The following is a 15,051-nucleotide window of genomic DNA, read 5'->3' on the forward strand; positions in this document are numbered from 1 at the left end:
GCGGCGTAGCCGTATTTTGTGGAGGCTTCGGAGAAGCCGCGAACGGGAACGCTGTCGGTGTGCCGAGCAACGCTCGGCACCCACAAAAATGCCGCCTGCAAGGGCGGCATTTTCGCTCCGGCCGATGGCCGGACCGGCTCAAGCAGTAACGCTACGCGTTATTGCTTGAGCGGAATCACGCGAATCTCGACGCGGCGGTTCTTGGCGCGGCCGGCATCGGTGCTGTTGTCGGCAATCGGGTACGCCTTGCCGGCGCCCAGCGTTTCGATACGCACGCTCTGCACGCCCTGGCCGATCAGGTACTGCGCGACCGAGTCGGCGCGTTCCTTCGACAGGCGATTGTTGACTGCGTCGCTGCCGATGCTGTCGGTGTGGCCAACCACCTCGATCATGGTCTGGTTGTACTCACGCAGCGTACCGGCCACGCCGTTGAGCGAGCCATAGAACTGCGGCTTCAGGGTCGCCTTGCCGAAGTCGAAGGTGATGCCGTCCGGCAGGTTCAGCATGATGTTGTCGCCCTGGCGCTGCACATCGATGCCGGTGTTGGCGGTGCGCTCGCGCAGTGCACGTTCCTGGCGATCCTGGTACTGGCCGACGGCGGCACCGCTGAGTGCGCCGATACCGGCACCGATCAGCGCGTGCTGGCGCCGCTCGGTAGCACTGTCGCCGGTCAGCAGGCCGGCCGCCACGCCGATGGCCGTACCGATCAGCGCGTTGCGGCCGGTCCGGTTCTGCTGTTCGGTCGGGTTGCCGTACTGGTCACTCTGCACATAGGAGCCGCCGGTGGCGCAGGCCGACAGGACGGCCGCACTCATCAGGGCCAGTGCGACGTTGCGGGTGGTGTTGCGGATCATGAGGTTCTCCTTGGTTTCCGGTCGGCCGGCGGCTTGCGGGCGCAGAGAGGATAAACAGCCGAATGCGATGTCGGGATGATGATCCGGTGCGCCGACAGGGCCGCGTTCAGCTAACTGACCGGATCGCTCGGGTCACCCTTTACCCCGCCCCCGACTGGCGGTATGCCGCCAGCGCAGCGTCGCGGCCCTCAGCCAGGTCCACCATCGGCGTGCGTGGATAGTCAGGCGCGTGTGCTGCCAGGAGCAGGGGATGCTGCCACGGCGCAAACCGCGCCTTCACCGGCAGTGCCGCCAGCTCGGGCACCCAGCGGCTGATGTAGCGGGCCTGCGGATCGAACTTCTCGGCCTGGGTGACCGGGTTGAACACCCGGAAGTACGGCGCGGCATCGGCGCCGGTCCCGGCCACCCATTGCCAGCCCATCGTGTTGTTGGCCAGGTCGGCATCGACGAGGGTGTCCCAGAACCAGCGCGCGCCATGCAGCCAGTGCGCGCGGAGGTGCTTGCACAGGTAGCTGGCCACGATCATCCGCACCCGGTTATGCATGTAGCCGGTGTGCCACAGCTCGCGCAGTCCGGCATCAACGATCGGCACGCCGGTGTTGCCGCGCTGCCAGTCGTGCAGTTGCGCTGCAGTCGGTGCCGCCCAGGGGAAGCGGTCGAAACGCGGATTGAGGTTGTCCGTGGGCGTCTTCGGAAAGTGATGCAACAGGTGGTAGGCGAAATCACGCCAGCCCAGTTGCCGCAGATAGCCGTCGATGTCGGCATCGGTGCCGGCACTGCGCAGTCTTTCCAGCGCATGCGCGATGCGCCAGGGTGCGATCTCACCGAAATGCAGGTGCGGCGACAGCCGCGAGGTGCCCACGCGGTCCGGCAGGTCACGCTGCTCGCGGTAACCGCGCAAGGCGCCGTCCTCGAACACCGACAGCGCCTCCAGCGCACCGGCTTCACCCGGCTGCCAGTACTCCCAGAAGCCGGTATCCCAATCCAGCGTCGGTGCAAGCTGGAGATCATCAAGTGCGAGGCTGTCGACCGCGTGCGGCGCCAGTGCCTCCGGTGCGGCCTGCAGTGCCGGCAGGCGCCAATGACTGAGCACGTTGCGCCAGTAAGGCGTGAACACCTTGTACGGCTGTCCCTGCTGGGTGGCGATGTCCCAGGGCTCGAACAACAGGCTGCCATTGCAGCTCTGCGCGTCGACGCCCTGCTCGCGCAGCGTGCGCTTGATGGTAGCGTCGCGAGGCTGGGTAACCGGCTCGTACTTGCGGTTCCAGTACACCGCCTCGGCGCCGGTCTGCTCGATCAGCAACTGCAGGGCCGGCAGGCTGTCACCACTGCGCAGCACCAGCGACGAGCCGCGCGCGCGCAGGTCCGCATCCAGCGCGGTCAGTGAACGGTGGCGCCACGCATCGGAGGCAGGACCCGGCACCCACTCGCCCTCCTCGTGCGGCGCGTGGACGTAGACCGGCACCACATCGTGGCCCGCGTCCAGCGCGGCCTGCAGGGCCGGATTGTCCTGCAGCCGCAGATCACGACGGAACCATACCAACGCTACCGACACAGGCAATGCCTTCTTTGTGGAAGGCGGCCATGATAGCCAGCGGTGGTGAAGGCGATGCGCGCAGACGCCGTCTGCTAGGCTGCATGGCCGCTGCCCGTTGGACTCTGACATGGATGATCTGCACGCCTCATTCGCCCGCTTCGGGCTGCTGCACGCCCAGCACGAGCGTGACTGGCAGGGCCCGTTCCCGCTGCCCCCGGTACTGGCACGCTTCTACGCGCAGGTCGGGCCGCTGGGCGAAGAGATCAATGCCCGGGTAGGCACCGCCGGCATCACCGTTCCCGGCCTTGATGTCTGGATACCGCCGCTGAAACGCCTGTGGAGCCATCAGGCCGGCTATCGATGGCATGGCATCAGCGGCGAACGGATCAACGACTGGCCCTCGAACTGGCTGGTGATTGCCGATCGCAGCGCTGATCCGTTCATCCTCGATCTGGACGACGGCCGTGTGCTGTTCAGCCATCACGGTGCCGGCCTGCTGGATGCCGTCGAAATGACTGCCGACGTGCCGACCCTGATGGCGGCTCTGGCTGCAGCGGGCACGGTGTACCTCGATGCCGGCGATGACCTCTACAACGACGATGACGATGGCGGCATCCGCGCTGAACACCAGGAGGCAGCCGGACAGGCGGTGGCCCGGGTACTGGGCGACCGCCTGCAGGCCGAATCGTTCATCGAGACGTTGCTGGACTGAATCCACGCATGGCGTGGATCTACCTTTCGAAGCGCTTCATCGTTTCGCTGATCAGCGCCCGCGCCTCGGCGGCGTTGCCCCAACCGTTGAGCTGGACCCGGTTGCGCCCGGCCGGCAGGTCCTTGTAGACCCGGAAGAACGCTTCGATGCGCTGTCTTTCGATCTCCGGCAGATCGGCCAGGTCGCGGATGTTGGCGTAGGTCGGGTCAACCTTGTCGGTCGGTACGCCGATGATCTTCTCGTCATGCTCGCCGCCGTCGATCATCTTCAGGTAGCCGATCGGCCGGAAGCGTACGATCACGCCCGGATGCAGGGGTTCACGGGTCAGCACCAGCGCGTCCAGCGGATCGTTGTCGCCAGCCAACGTGCGCGGCATCGAACCGTAGTTGGCCGGATAGGCGACCGGCATCGACTGGAAGCGGTCCACATGCACCAGGCCGTCTTCCTTGATCTCGTACTTGGTGAAGCTGCCGGCCGGAATCTCCACCGCCAGATTCACTTCCTGCGGGGCTTCCCTTGGTTGGGCCACCAGGAACGGATGCAGCACGGTATCGGCAGCGGTCACCGCTGTCGCGAGCAGGAGCAGGGCCCCGCCGATGGCAGCCATGGGGACAAGACGGCGTACGGTTTTCATCTGGATCTCCTCATTCCCAGCAGCGATCGGCGCGGCCCTTGGCAGTCTGCGCACGCGGGCAGCCACGCTGCGTGATGCGGCCTTCGGTCAGCTCCATGCGCTGTTTCCCCCCCTTGGCATCGCGGCGCAGTTCGAAGGCATCGTAGAGACGGCCGGTCACGGTGCGCGCTTCATAACGCAGGCGCTGCGGGTCGATGTTCAACACCTGGAACAACTGGGTGTCTTCGGCCACTGGGTTCATCGTCCTGCGCGCTTCATCGGACACGCGGTACTGTTTCGGTCCGGCTACAGTCACCACGTACTGCGGCGTTGCGGCCTGCCCTTCGCCACGGCGGCCATAGGTGTGGTCGTGGCCCTGCAGCACCAGATCGACGTTGTGGCGGCGTACCACCGGCAACAGCGCGTCACGCAACGCGGCGTTCTCGCGCCCTTCGCGCGGCGAGTAGAACGGCTGGTGCAGCAACACGATGGTCCACGGCTGCGGATTGCCGGTCAGCACCTTGTCCAGCCATTGTGCCTGTGCCGTAGCGGTGCCGAGGTCGAGTGCCGATGTGCCGTCTACCACGGCCACGCGCACGCCCTGCGCATCGAACCAGTAGCTGCTCTGCTGCGCAGCGCTGGCACCATTGCCCGGCAACGCGAACGTGACCGGCCAGTGGCGGCCCAGCACGCGGCGCTCCTGCGGGGTGTCCTCGAATTCCTCGAAGTACTCATGATTGCCTATGGCCGGCGCCACGAACGTTTCCTGCGCCAGCCAGCCGACGGCGGCAAACCATTCGCCCCACTCGCTGTCATCCATGTTGTCGCCGCCGCTGACCAGGTCGCCGGCAAACAGGCTCATGCGTGCCTGCGGTGCGGCCTTCTGCGCAGCACGCACCACGCGACTGACATGGCTGACGTTCTTGTTCTGGGTATCGCCGAAGTAAAGCAGGGTCAGCGGCTGGTCGGCGGCAGCCAGCGTGCGCAGCTGGTTCCATGCACTCCAACTGCCGTTTCCCTGCACACGGTAGACGTACTGGGTATCCGGCTGCAGGCCATCGATATCTGCACGATGGTGGTGCGACAGGCCGTTCTCGGTCTGCAGCGCGCGGGTCGTCGCACGAACCTGGCGGATGCCTTCGATGGCCGGCGAATCTGCGGCCATTGCGATCTCCAGCAGCGGCGCCTGCACGCTGCCATCGGTGCGCCAGGCCACTGCGAACCCATGGCTGGGATCGACCGCCGGCGAGGCGACGATGCGGTCCGGCACCGTCGTCGCTGCGTAGTGGCGGCTACCTGCCGGCACCTGGGTATTCGGTTCAGCCGCCGCGAACGACAGCGACGGCAGCGCCAGCAGCAGGCCCAGGGCCAGCGTGCGCATCACGCGCTGCCGGCTCATGCGCCACACTCCAGCGGCAACGCCAGTTGCTTGGCGATGCTCTCCCAGTCGAACGCCACCACGCCCTGGTCGTCATGCACGGCATACAGCGCACCGTGCGGGAAGCGCGTGCTGGCTTGCTGCATCATCCAGATGCCATCGGTGTTGGCCACGGTATTGCCCTGGAACGCGCCGACCGGCTTCAGCGTGTGCCGGTCGAACAGATGGAACACGCTGCGCTGCTTGCCCTGTTCGGTGGTGATCCACCAGCCATCCTTGCCGCAGGTGCGCAGGGCCACGCCTTCGGCCTGTGCCTTGAACACGTCGCGGCCGAAGGTGGTGCCGGTGAAGCGGCCCGCGAGGGTGTAGACCTTGAACTCGCTGGCGTAGCTCTCGTCCTCTTCGGCGATCAGCAGGCGGTCGTTCTCGGGATCGCCCCAGATCGACTCGACCACGCGCAGCGCACCAGTCTCGGTGGTATCGCCGATGCTGGCCACCAGCTTCGCGTCGACCTTCTCACCATTGCGGGTCACGTGATACTGGCGCACGCGCTTGTCCAGCTCGGCCAGCGGCGGCAGGATGTCGCGCCCCTGTGCATCCTCGCCGTTGTCCCAGGAGTCAGTGACGTAGACGCTGTAGCCATCGGCACGGCGGTCGACCCACAGCCCGTAAGGCTTGCGCAGGTCGTCCGCCGCGAACGTCGCCAGCGGCGCGAAGTCCGGCAGGCGCAGTACCTGCACGCGGTGATTGTCGCGCTCCACGATCCACAGCAGGTCGTCGGTCACCGCGATGCCGTTTGGGCGGTCGAACTGCCCCGGTGCGGTGCCGCTGCTGCCGACGTCACGCAGGTGCTGGCCGGTGCTGCCGTCGTAGACCACCAGCTTGTCGGTGGCCTTGGCAGTGGCGATCAGCCACAGTACGCCGTCCGGCGCGCGCCAGGCCGCCGGCGAGTCGATGTTGTCGGCCGGGGTCATCGGTGACAGGAACGCTTCGGCGATGGTGGTCACCACGCGCTCGCCCCCGGCGGCCGGCGCGGCAGCTCCCGCAACCGGATCGCTGCCGGTGGCCGGCGTGCAGCCGGCGACCAGCGTAGCCGCCAGCGCGGCGGCCAGGACGGTGACGCCACGCCCCCTCACAGCGCCACCTTCAGGCCAAGCGCATAGGTGCGGCCGTACTCTTCCAGCTGCAGGGTGCGCGAACGGGTGCCCTGGTACAGCTCCAACGGCTTGTCCAGCAGGTTCTGCGCTTCAAAGTACACGCTCACGCGCGGGGTGAACCTGTAGTCAAGCGAGAAATCGAGCTGGGTATTCGGCGCAACGTAGATATCGAACGCGCGCCCCTTGCCGATGCTGTCCAGGTACTCGCTGCGGTACACGGCCGCCAGGCGCGTGCTTACACCATACTTTTCATAGCCGATGTGTGCGCTGTAGACATGCTTGGAAGCGCGCGGCAGCGTGAAGTCCTCGCCCGCACGGTCCTTGATGCCGGCATCGAACTTTGTATCCAGCCAGGTGCCACTGGCGCCGACCAGCAGGCCATCCAGGCCGTCCGGCAGGAAGGCCAGCTGCTGCTGCCAGTTGAACTCCGCACCACGCACGGTGGCCTTGCGACCATTGATCGGCTGCGTCACATCGAATCCACCGTAGGCCGGATCATTGGTGCGCACGGTTTCGACGATGTAGCCATCGATCGACTTGTGGAACAGGCCCAGCGAAACGATGCCGCTGCTGCCGATGTACTTCTCCAACGACAGGTCGATGTTCTTCGACTCGTACGGATCCAGTTCCGGGTTACCCAGGCGCACTTCCTCGTCACCACGGCTGTAACCCACGCGCGGCGAGACGTCGCCGAAGGACGGGCGCGATACGGTCTTGTTGGCCGAGGCGCGCAGCACCCAGTCATCAGCCGCGTCATAGCGCAGGTGCAGGCCCGGCAGCACGTTGGTGTAGCTGCTGTTGGCCACGCGCGGGGTGACGGTGAAGCTGCGGCCGTTGGCGGCCACGTCCACCTGGTTGCCGATCGCCTTGAAGCGGGTGTTCTCCACGCGCACGCCGCCGATGAGGCGCAGCGCGCCCACGTCCCAGGTACCCATGGCGTAGCTGGCGAAGATGTCTTCGCTGGCCACGTAATCCTCTTCCAGCGACGTCATCGCATTGCCGCCGACGTCCTGCGGGCGGGCGCTGTACTGGCTGCCATTGGCCGCCCAGAAGGCACGCATCGCCGCCGAATCCATGCCGTCGCCGAAGTTGCCGTGGCGATGTTCGGGCGAGGAGGTGGTCCAGCCCGCCAGCGCCACCTTCGGGCCGACGCGCAGTTCGCGCTCATCCACATTCACGTCGCGGTCGCGCCAGCGGCCGAGCAGACCGAACTTGATGCTGCTGCTGTCGCCGTCGAAGCGCACGTTGACCTGCGCGCTGTGCTCCTTGTCGTTCACCTGCTTGGGCGATAGCACGAAGCGGTCGAACGCGTAATTGCTGTTGTCCAGCCACTGCGGGTTGTCGAAGCTGTAGCTGGGCAGCCGGCTGCTCTGGTCCAGGCTGCCGTTGAACGCCTTGCCGTTGAGCTTGAAACGCGCCTCCATCTCGTCGTTCACGCGCTCTTCGGTACGGGTGTAGCCGATCCGGTAATCAACCACGGCGTTGGTCAACTTGTTCTCGCCGCCCAGGCTGGCCGCGAAGGTGTTTTCCTTCTTGGTGCGGTAGCGCATGCGCTTGTCGATCGAGTCCTTCGGCATGCCATCCAGGCGGTACTGGTCGGTGCCGGTCTTGACCATCTTCGCGTCGTCGAAGTTGAAGATCACGCGCTGGCGGGTCTCCGCATCGTCGAACTGGCTGTACAGCGTGCGCAGGTAGTACCTGCTGTCTTCGTCCGGCCGCCAGTCGAGGTTGAGGTTGGCGCCGATGCGCTTGCGCTCGATCTCGTACTTACGGTGCTGCAGGTTGATCGCGGTCACGTCACCGGGGGCGGCATCGTCCTCGCCGTCGTACTCCACTTCGGTGTTGTCCGACTCGAACCGGCGCTTCTGGTAGTTCACGCCCAGCGCCACGCCGAAGGTGTCGTTGAACACTTCGCTGTAGTTGAAGGCCGCCTTCGGGCTGGTCTCCCCGGACAGCTGCTGGTGGCTGCCCTCGATCTTGCCACGCAGGCTGCGACCGTCGCGGTCGAAGGCCGAGGCCGATTCCACCAGCACGGCACCGCCGATGGCATCACCGGGCATGTCCGGGGTCGGCGACTTCACCACGCGCAGGCGTTCGGTGGAATCGGACGGGATCACGTCCAGCGGCGCGGCACGGCTGGAATCCTCCGGCGTGCCCACGGCGATGCCATCCACGCTGACGCTGTTGAGATTGGCGTCCAGGCCACGGATGACCACGAAACGGCCCTCACCCTGGTCACGGGTCACGCTGATGCCCGGCAGGCGCTGCAGCGACTCGGCCACGTTCTTGTCCGGGTACTGGCCCAGGGCATCGGAGGACACCGCGTCTTCGATGGCGTCGCTGCCGCGCTTGAGGTCGACCGCGCGGATCTGCGATTCGAGCTGGGCGCGCACCTCGATACGGTCCAGGTCGACCGCGTCGGCCGCCACGGCGCCGGTGGCGGCTACCGCCTGCTGCCCGGCGGCCTGCAGCGGGGCGGCGGCCCCCATCGCCAGGGTCAGGGTGATGGCAACGGCCAACGGAGTCTTGATATGCACTGGGAATCCCCATTCCTGTTAAGAATGGGTCTGCACGGTATGTCCGCAAGGTTGCATGGCCGTGACATGCCTCTGCACAATTCATGTACAGCGGCCCCGGGCCCGGTTTGGGCTTCGCCCCGCCAATCCGGCAAAATGGCGGCCTCTCTCCCTATTCCCCTTCCCGACCATGAAGATCGTCGAAGTGCGCCACCCGCTGGTGCAGCACAAGATCGGCCTGATGCGCAACGCTGCGCTCAGCACCAAGGATTTCCGCGAACTGGCCAACGAGCTGGGTACGCTGCTGGCCTACGAGGCCACCGCCGACCTGGATACCGAGCCGCACACCCTGGCCGGGTGGGCCGGCCCGGTGACGGTGCAGCGCATTGCCGGCGCCAAGATCACCGTGGTGCCGATCCTGCGTGCCGGCCTGGGCATGCTCAGCGGCGTGCTGTCGCTGATTCCGGCCGCCCGTGTCAGCGTGGTCGGCCTGCAGCGCGACGAAGAAACCCTGCAGCCGGTACCCTACTTCGAGCGCCTGACCGGCCGCCTGGAAGAGCGCGACGCACTGATCCTCGACCCGATGCTGGCCACCGGCGGCACGCTGATCGCCACCATCGACATGCTCAAGCGCGCCGGCGCCCGTCGCATCAAGGGCATCTTCCTGGTGGCCGCGCCCGAAGGCATCGAAGCAGTGAAGGCCGTCCATCCGGACGTGGAAATCTACACTGCGGCCATCGATGCCCAGCTCAACGACAAGGGCTACATCCTGCCCGGACTGGGCGACGCGGGTGACCGCATCTTCGGCACTCGCGTCGGCTGATCCGGCGAACCGTGGTCGGATCCCTCTCCGCAGGAGAGTGCTCTGACCCGACAACCGTTCGCCGGCCCGCTTCGCCGCGTCACGTGAACGCCCGTGGACGCGGGTGTGGCCGACGCGTGATTCTTCACGTGGCCTTACCGGTCGGAAGCGAATGCTCCGCGCACCCGCCACCGCTTGGAGCTCCCGATGAAAGCCTCTTTCCTGCTGGCCGCCGTCCTGCTGGTCGGCCTGCCCCTGACTGCCAATGCCACCACCCCGCAGCAGCAGCGCATGGCCGAATGCTCGGCCAAGAACAAGGGCTTGAAGGGGGATGCCTACAAGACCGCGCAGAGCTCCTGCCTCAGTGGCCAGGCCGCCGAAACCAAGCCGGTCAATACGCAGCAGGAACGCATGCGCAAATGCAACGCTGACGCGGGCGCGAAGAAGCTGGCCGGCGATGCGCGCAAGACCTTCATGAGCAGCTGCCTGAAGGCGTCGTAACGACGAGTGATGTAGAGCCGAGCCCACGCTCGGCTCTGCCATTAACCCAGGGCGCGCGCCTTCAGCTCGCCCTGTTCGTGCAGGGTCACGAAACGTCCCTTGTCATCACGGCCCAGCTGCGCCAGCGCCACCTGCGGGTCGTGGGTGAAGAACAGCCGCACGTTGCGCGCCAGCTTGTCTTCAAGGAACTGCCGTTTCTCGTCGATCAGCAATTCGGCATTGCGGTCATAGCCCATGGTGATCGGCACGTGCACCCATGAACGACCTGGTATGAGGTCGGCACAGAACACCACGCCACCGTGCGCATCTTCACCGGCATGCGCGTGGCCAACGATCTCGGCCAGCATCAGCCCCGGCGTATGCCCATCGCTGTAGCTGAAGCGCACGCTGCGGCCGAGCGCCTTCGAGTACTCCCCCTCCACTACTTCCAGGCGGCCACTGGCCTGCAGCAGGCCGGGCAGCTCAGGAATGAAACTGGCCCGATCGCGCGGGTGTGGCCGCACGGCGCGCTGCCAATGCTGCGCACCAACCACATAGGTTGCGTTGGGGAACAGCAGTTCGGGCTCACGCCCTTCGCTCCATGCGGCAAGCAGGCCGCCGGCATGATCGAAGTGCAGGTGGCTGAGCACCACCACGTCGATGTCCTCGTGCTCGAAACCCGCTTCGCGCAGTGAATCGATCAGCACGTGCTGGCTTTCCTGCACGCCATAACGCTCGCGCATGCGCGGGTCGAAGAACGCACCGATACCGGTTTCAAACAGTACTGTCTTGCCTTCCAGCGGACTGGCAAGCAGCGCACGGCAGGCCAGCTCGATGCGATTGAGCTCGTCCGGAGCCGCCCATTTTTCCCACAACGCACGCGGCGCGTTGCCGAACATCGCGCCGCCGTCCAGGCGCTGCGAGTTTCCACGAATAGACCAGAGTTTCATGCGTCGATTATCGGCGCCGGACTGTTAAATAATCGCTAGAAAGGAAACAGGAAACCCCGCCGGTTGGCGGGGTCCTGGTGATCTGCCACATTGCCGGCCAGTGGCCGGCACCGCCACATCAGTGGGCCGGCACGACCTGGGCACTGCCCACCGGATTGCGCGGGTCGCTGCCGCCGAACAGCTTGTTCGCCTTGCGGTCCCATTCCACGGTCTGCAGGTTGCCCCACACGTGGCTGGAACCGCGACCGCCGGCGGCGACATTGCCCGGCAGGTCGATCCTGTGGCCCATCGCCTGCAGCTGCTTCACCGTCGCCGCGTCGAACGCATCGTCCTCGGCTTCGATCAGATCCGGCAGCCACTGGTGGTGGTAGCGCGGCAGCGCGGCAACCTGCTGCGCGTCCAGGCCGGCGTCGTAGCCGAGGATGCCCAGCAGCACCATGGTGATGATGCGGCTGCCACCCGGCGTGCCCAGCACGATCACCTTGTCGCTGTTTTCCATGAAGGTCGGCGTCATCGAGCTGAGCATGCGCTTGCCCGGCTTCGGCGCATTGGCCTCGTAGCCCATCACGCCGAAGGCATTGGGCGTACCCGGCTTCAGCGCGAAATCGTCCATCTCGTTGTTCAGCAGCACGCCGGTGCCCTTGGGAATGAGCCCCGAGCCGTACAGCAGGTTGACGGTCTGGGTGGCGCCGACGCGGTTGCCGTCGCGGTCGATGATCGAGAAGTGCGTGGTCTCGTCGTCTTCCAGCGGCGTCGGATTGCCCGACAGCAGGTCGCTGGGCGTGGCCTTCTCCGGATGGATGGTCGCGCGCAGGCCCTGTGCGTAGTCCTTGCTGGTCAGCACCTTCTGCGGGATCTGCACGAAGTCCGGATCGCCGAGGAAGAACGTACGGTCGCGGTAGGCGCGGCGCATCGACTCCACCACCAGGTGGGTACGGTGCGCCGGATCCATCTTCCTGATGTCCCAGCCTTCCAGGATCTGCAGCATGCTGGCCAGCGCGATGCCACCGGACGACGGCGGCGGCGCGGTGGTGATCTTCCAGCCGTTGTAGTTGAACACGATCGGCTCGCGCTGCTTCACGCGGTAGCCGGCCAGCTCTTCAGCGGTCCACTTGCCGCCGGCCTGCTTCACGCCGGCCAGCAGCAGCTTTCCGGTCTGGCCCTTGTAGAAGCCATCGAAGCCACCTGCGGCCAGGCGCTCCAGCGTCTGCGCCAGCTCCGGCTGCCTGAACAGGTCACCGCTGGCGATCGGCTTGCCGTTGCGCAGATAGACTTCACGCGTGCCGGGATAGCGCTCCATCACTTCACGGCGCGACGCATAGCCCTTGGCCATGCGGTCGTACACCGGGAAGCCTTCGCGCGCGATGCGGATCGCCGGCTGCAGCGATGCAGACAGCGGCAGCTTGCCGTGCTTGGCCGACAGTTCGACCAGCGCCGCAGGCAGGCCGGGAATACCGGCCGACCACGCACCGTTGACCGAGCGGTCGCGGTCGAGGTTGCCCTGCTTGTCGAGGAAGGCCTGCGGTGTAGCGGCGGCCGGTGCGGTCTCGCGCGCGTCCAGCATCACGTCCTTGCCGGTGGCCGCGTCGTGCAGCAGGAAGAAGCCACCACCGCCCAGCCCGGAACTGATCGGCTCGACCACCGCCAGCGTGGACGACACTGCCACCGCGGCGTCGAAGGCGTTGCCGCCCTGCGCCAGGATGTCGATGCCGGCCTGGGTGGCCAGCGCGTGCCCACTGGCAATGGCCGCGCCATCGGGGCGCTCGGCACGGGCCGGGCTGTCGGCCCAGGCAACCGGGCTCAGCAGCAGGCCGAGCAGCAACAGGGGGCGGACGATCAGCGTCTTCATTCGGATGGGGGCTCCGCATAGAGTTCGGGGTGATCGTGCTGCAGTTGGCGCAGCTTGGCCAGCAGCTGGTCTTCCGTTTCCACGATCTCCGGATCCGGGTCGATGCACTCGACCGGGCAGACGACCACGCACTGTGGCTCGTCGAAATGACCCACGCATTCGGTGCAGCGCGCAGGGTCGATCACGTAGATGGTTTCACCCATCGCTATGGCCTGGTTCGGGCAGGCCGGCTCGCAGACGTCGCAGTTGACGCAGAGCTCGTTGATTTTCAGCGACATGGCGATACTCCTCGCCCGCGCCTTGGGACAAAGGACCGGCCAGCGCGGGCGCGCGGGCCGGTCAGGTCATCAGCGGCGCCCTGGCAGGACGCCGCCCGGGCCATGCCGGAGCATGGCCGCCATGGCTCGGTATTACTTGGCTTCGACGAAAATGTACTCGGCACCGGTCGGCTGGATCGCAGCCTGCACGCGGGCGTTGTCGGCCGACTGGCCGATGAAGACGACGCGCACGCCCTTCATCGAATCCGGCGAAACGTCCTTGAACACGGCCTGGATCATGTCAGCCATCTTGCCCGAGGCCGACGAACCGAAGGCCAGCATGTTGCCCGGCTGCACGCCACGGGCCACGGCCTGGGTCGCGCTCTCGGTCTGGCGCTCGTACTTGGCCTGGAAGTCCGGGTCCGATTCCGGGGAGAGGTAATACAGGAACGGGCTGTTGGTGATGTTGCCCATGTTCTGGATGGCCACTTCCTGCAGGTACTTCTTCCAGCCTGCATCGTCGTCCTTGGCCGGGGCGACCAGGGCCTGCTTGGCCTCGTCGACCGGAGCGGCCTCTTCCTTCTTGCAGGCGGTGAAGGCCAGGGCCAACGAAGCGATCAGCATCGCGCGCATGGTGGTGTTCATGGATTTCCTCCCGGAATGGTGCGTGGTGTTGTACGTAATGGGGTGCAGGTACGGCGGGCTTACGACTGTGACGCCTTCGCTTCGCGGACCTTGCGCAGGGCTTCGAGCACCGCGGCCGGCACGAAACCGGACACGTCGCCGCCCAGGCGCGCGATCTCGCGGACCAGCGAGGACGAAATGAAGCTGTGCTGCTCGGCCGGGGTCAGGAACAGGGTCTCGACCTCGGGGATCAGGTGGCGGTTCATGCTGGCCATCTGGAACTCGTACTCGAAGTCGGACACCGCGCGCAGGCCGCGCAGCAGCACCCCGCCCTGGACCGAACGTACGAAATGGGCCAGCAGGGTATCGAAGCCGATGACTTCGACATTGCCATGGTGGGCCAGGGCGCCACGCGCCAGCTGCACGCGCTGTTCCAGCGGCAGCGCCGGGCCCTTCGACGGGCTCTGCGCCACGCCGACCACGACCTTTTCGAACAGCGGCGCGGCCCGGCTCACAAGGTCGATGTGACCGTTGGTGATCGGGTCGAACGTGCCGGGATAGACGGCAATGCGGCGGTTGGCCACGGTCATGGGCGGTAGCAGATGTTCAGATGAGGTCAAAGTGTAGCAGTGGCACGGCGGTACAGGGCAAAGCGCACCTCACGGGTGCCGCCCTCGCGGTGCAGCAGCCAGCCCTGCGGCAGCACCGGCACGTGGCCGGCCGGCGATTCCAGGTACAGCCAGGCATCGGCTGCCAGGTGCCGCGGCAGCTGGGCCAGCACGTCCTGCCACAGGCCATCGGCGAATGGCGGGTCAATGAACACCAGATCGGCCTGCTGCGCCTGCGCACCCTGCAGCCAGCGCAGGGCATCTGCCTGCACGACGCTGATCTGGTCGCTGGCCTGCAGCTTGGCCACGGCGGCGGTCAGGTTGCGTCCCAGCTGCGCATCGCGCTCGACCAGGGTGGCGTGGGCGGCACCGCGCGAGACGGCTTCCAGCCCCAATGCGCCGCTGCCTGCGAACAGGTCCAGGACGCGGGCCCCGCCCAGCTTGGGCATCAGCCAGTTGAACAGGGTCTCGCGCACACGGTCGCTGCTGGGCCGAAGCCCCGGCAGGGTCGGCACCGGCAAGCGGGTATTGCGCCAGCGACCGCCGATGATGCGGACCTGGCCGTCGTTGCCCCCACGGCCGCTCATTGGCGCCCCCGGCGGGAGGTATTCAAGAATTTCAGCATGAGTGGGATTGTAGTTCGGCCGGGCTTTGCCCGGCACCCGCAGAGTCCGAAGCAACGGCCGAAGCAACTTCAAAAGCTGGTTTCCTGTG

General features: G+C 66.4%; 15 protein-coding genes. 3 read left to right on the plus strand and 12 right to left on the minus strand.

Features of this window, described 5'->3' with window-relative positions; genetic code table 11:
* Positions 1 to 158: 158 nt before the first annotated feature.
* Together ABGA94_RS13130 and ABGA94_RS13135 are read right to left on the minus strand one after the other, a co-directional pair.
* Positions 159 to 854 carry an OmpA family lipoprotein gene (locus tag ABGA94_RS13130; RefSeq protein WP_005416156.1) on the minus strand — a complete coding sequence of 232 codons (696 nt, stop codon included), beginning with the start codon at positions 852 to 854 and terminating at the stop codon, positions 159 to 161.
* Positions 855 to 993: 139 nt separating this feature from the next.
* Positions 994 to 2,409 carry a cryptochrome/photolyase family protein gene (locus ABGA94_RS13135; protein WP_375367488.1) on the minus strand — a complete coding sequence of 472 codons (1,416 nt, stop codon included), beginning with the start codon at positions 2,407 to 2,409 and terminating at the stop codon, positions 994 to 996.
* Between the two features lie 109 nt (positions 2,410 to 2,518).
* On the opposite strand from ABGA94_RS13135, the gene ABGA94_RS13140 reads away from it, so the two are divergent.
* Positions 2,519 to 3,103, plus strand: a complete 585-nt coding sequence (locus ABGA94_RS13140) for an SMI1/KNR4 family protein (RefSeq protein ID WP_119706078.1) — start codon at positions 2,519 to 2,521, stop codon at positions 3,101 to 3,103.
* 19 nt (positions 3,104 to 3,122) lie between these two features.
* On the opposite strand, the gene ABGA94_RS13145 is transcribed toward ABGA94_RS13140, so the two are convergent.
* From ABGA94_RS13145 to ABGA94_RS13160, 4 genes are read right to left on the minus strand one after another with little or no spacing between them, the layout of a single operon-like run.
* Positions 3,123 to 3,737 (minus strand): inorganic diphosphatase, encoded by a 615-nt coding sequence (locus ABGA94_RS13145; RefSeq protein WP_119706077.1) that lies wholly within the window; start codon positions 3,735 to 3,737, stop codon positions 3,123 to 3,125.
* Positions 3,738 to 3,747: 10 nt separating this feature from the next.
* A complete protein-coding gene (locus ABGA94_RS13150) occupies positions 3,748 to 5,097 on the minus strand; it encodes a metallophosphoesterase family protein (protein WP_240431621.1) in 1,350 nt (449 codons plus the stop codon).
* Between the two features lie 14 nt (positions 5,098 to 5,111).
* On the minus strand, positions 5,112 to 6,230 hold the full coding sequence (locus ABGA94_RS13155; protein WP_375367490.1) for a phytase: 1,119 nt from the start codon (positions 6,228 to 6,230) through the stop codon (positions 5,112 to 5,114).
* On the minus strand, positions 6,227 to 8,740 hold the full coding sequence (locus ABGA94_RS13160; RefSeq protein ID WP_375367495.1) for a TonB-dependent receptor: 2,514 nt from the start codon (positions 8,738 to 8,740) through the stop codon (positions 6,227 to 6,229). Before ABGA94_RS13160 ends, ABGA94_RS13155 begins: the two co-directional genes overlap by 4 nt.
* Before the next feature lie 217 nt (positions 8,741 to 8,957).
* Here ABGA94_RS13160 and upp point away from each other — a divergent pair, with 217 nt between their 5' ends.
* Positions 8,958 to 9,590 (plus strand): uracil phosphoribosyltransferase, encoded by a 633-nt coding sequence (upp, locus tag ABGA94_RS13165; RefSeq protein ID WP_005416149.1) that lies wholly within the window; start codon positions 8,958 to 8,960, stop codon positions 9,588 to 9,590.
* 186 nt (positions 9,591 to 9,776) lie between these two features.
* Entirely contained in the window at positions 9,777 to 10,070 is a 294-nt protein-coding gene (locus tag ABGA94_RS13170) for a PsiF family protein (protein WP_005416148.1), read from the plus strand.
* A 41-nt stretch (positions 10,071 to 10,111) separates the two neighbouring features.
* Here ABGA94_RS13170 and ABGA94_RS13175 read toward each other — a convergent pair whose 3' ends face one another.
* The 6 genes from ABGA94_RS13175 to rsmD form a co-directional block, all read right to left on the minus strand.
* The gene (locus ABGA94_RS13175; RefSeq protein WP_005416147.1) at positions 10,112 to 10,999 is read right to left on the minus strand and encodes an MBL fold metallo-hydrolase; all 888 of its coding nucleotides are present in this window, start codon (positions 10,997 to 10,999) and stop codon (positions 10,112 to 10,114) included.
* A gap of 118 nt (positions 11,000 to 11,117) precedes the next feature.
* The gene (ggt, locus tag ABGA94_RS13180; RefSeq protein ID WP_138953716.1) at positions 11,118 to 12,848 is read right to left on the minus strand and encodes a gamma-glutamyltransferase; all 1,731 of its coding nucleotides are present in this window, start codon (positions 12,846 to 12,848) and stop codon (positions 11,118 to 11,120) included.
* Positions 12,845 to 13,126 (minus strand): YfhL family 4Fe-4S dicluster ferredoxin, encoded by a 282-nt coding sequence (locus ABGA94_RS13185; RefSeq protein ID WP_004153175.1) that lies wholly within the window; start codon positions 13,124 to 13,126, stop codon positions 12,845 to 12,847. Before ABGA94_RS13185 ends, ggt begins: the two co-directional genes overlap by 4 nt.
* 132 nt (positions 13,127 to 13,258) lie before the next feature.
* Complete coding sequence (locus ABGA94_RS13190; protein WP_005409092.1) at positions 13,259 to 13,750, minus strand: hypothetical protein; 492 nt, start codon at positions 13,748 to 13,750, stop codon at positions 13,259 to 13,261.
* Between the two features lie 59 nt (positions 13,751 to 13,809).
* Entirely contained in the window at positions 13,810 to 14,319 is a 510-nt protein-coding gene (gene coaD / locus ABGA94_RS13195) for a pantetheine-phosphate adenylyltransferase (protein WP_139726975.1), read from the minus strand.
* A 26-nt stretch (positions 14,320 to 14,345) separates the two neighbouring features.
* On the minus strand, positions 14,346 to 14,924 hold the full coding sequence (rsmD, locus tag ABGA94_RS13200) for a 16S rRNA (guanine(966)-N(2))-methyltransferase RsmD (protein ID WP_005416144.1): 579 nt from the start codon (positions 14,922 to 14,924) through the stop codon (positions 14,346 to 14,348).
* Positions 14,925 to 15,051 lie beyond the last annotated feature (127 nt).

It is taken from the genome of Stenotrophomonas sp. 3diitr2024 (assembly GCF_042136455.1).
Classification (GTDB): domain Bacteria; phylum Pseudomonadota; class Gammaproteobacteria; order Xanthomonadales; family Xanthomonadaceae; genus Stenotrophomonas; species Stenotrophomonas sepilia.

Excerpts from the sequence above, each read along its gene's own strand:
- ABGA94_RS13130 (WP_005416156.1), bottom strand. The coding sequence starts at position 854 with ATGATCCGCAACACCACCCGCAACGTCGCACTGGCCCTGATGAGTGCG.
- ABGA94_RS13140 (WP_119706078.1), top strand. The coding sequence starts at position 2,519 with ATGGATGATCTGCACGCCTCATTCGCCCGCTTCGGGCTGCTGCACGCC.
- ABGA94_RS13145 (WP_119706077.1), bottom strand. The coding sequence starts at position 3,737 with ATGAAAACCGTACGCCGTCTTGTCCCCATGGCTGCCATCGGCGGGGCC.
- ABGA94_RS13150 (WP_240431621.1), bottom strand. The coding sequence starts at position 5,097 with ATGCGCACGCTGGCCCTGGGCCTGCTGCTGGCGCTGCCGTCGCTGTCG.
- ABGA94_RS13160 (WP_375367495.1), bottom strand. The coding sequence starts at position 8,740 with ATGGGGGCCGCCGCCCCGCTGCAGGCCGCCGGGCAGCAGGCGGTAGCC.
- upp (WP_005416149.1), top strand. The coding sequence starts at position 8,958 with ATGAAGATCGTCGAAGTGCGCCACCCGCTGGTGCAGCACAAGATCGGC.
- ABGA94_RS13170 (WP_005416148.1), top strand. The coding sequence starts at position 9,777 with ATGAAAGCCTCTTTCCTGCTGGCCGCCGTCCTGCTGGTCGGCCTGCCC.
- ABGA94_RS13175 (WP_005416147.1), bottom strand. The coding sequence starts at position 10,999 with ATGAAACTCTGGTCTATTCGTGGAAACTCGCAGCGCCTGGACGGCGGC.
- ggt (WP_138953716.1), bottom strand. The coding sequence starts at position 12,848 with ATGAAGACGCTGATCGTCCGCCCCCTGTTGCTGCTCGGCCTGCTGCTG.
- ABGA94_RS13185 (WP_004153175.1), bottom strand. The coding sequence starts at position 13,126 with ATGTCGCTGAAAATCAACGAGCTCTGCGTCAACTGCGACGTCTGCGAG.
- ABGA94_RS13190 (WP_005409092.1), bottom strand. The coding sequence starts at position 13,750 with ATGAACACCACCATGCGCGCGATGCTGATCGCTTCGTTGGCCCTGGCC.
- coaD (WP_139726975.1), bottom strand. The coding sequence starts at position 14,319 with ATGACCGTGGCCAACCGCCGCATTGCCGTCTATCCCGGCACGTTCGAC.
- rsmD (WP_005416144.1), bottom strand. The coding sequence starts at position 14,924 with ATGAGCGGCCGTGGGGGCAACGACGGCCAGGTCCGCATCATCGGCGGT.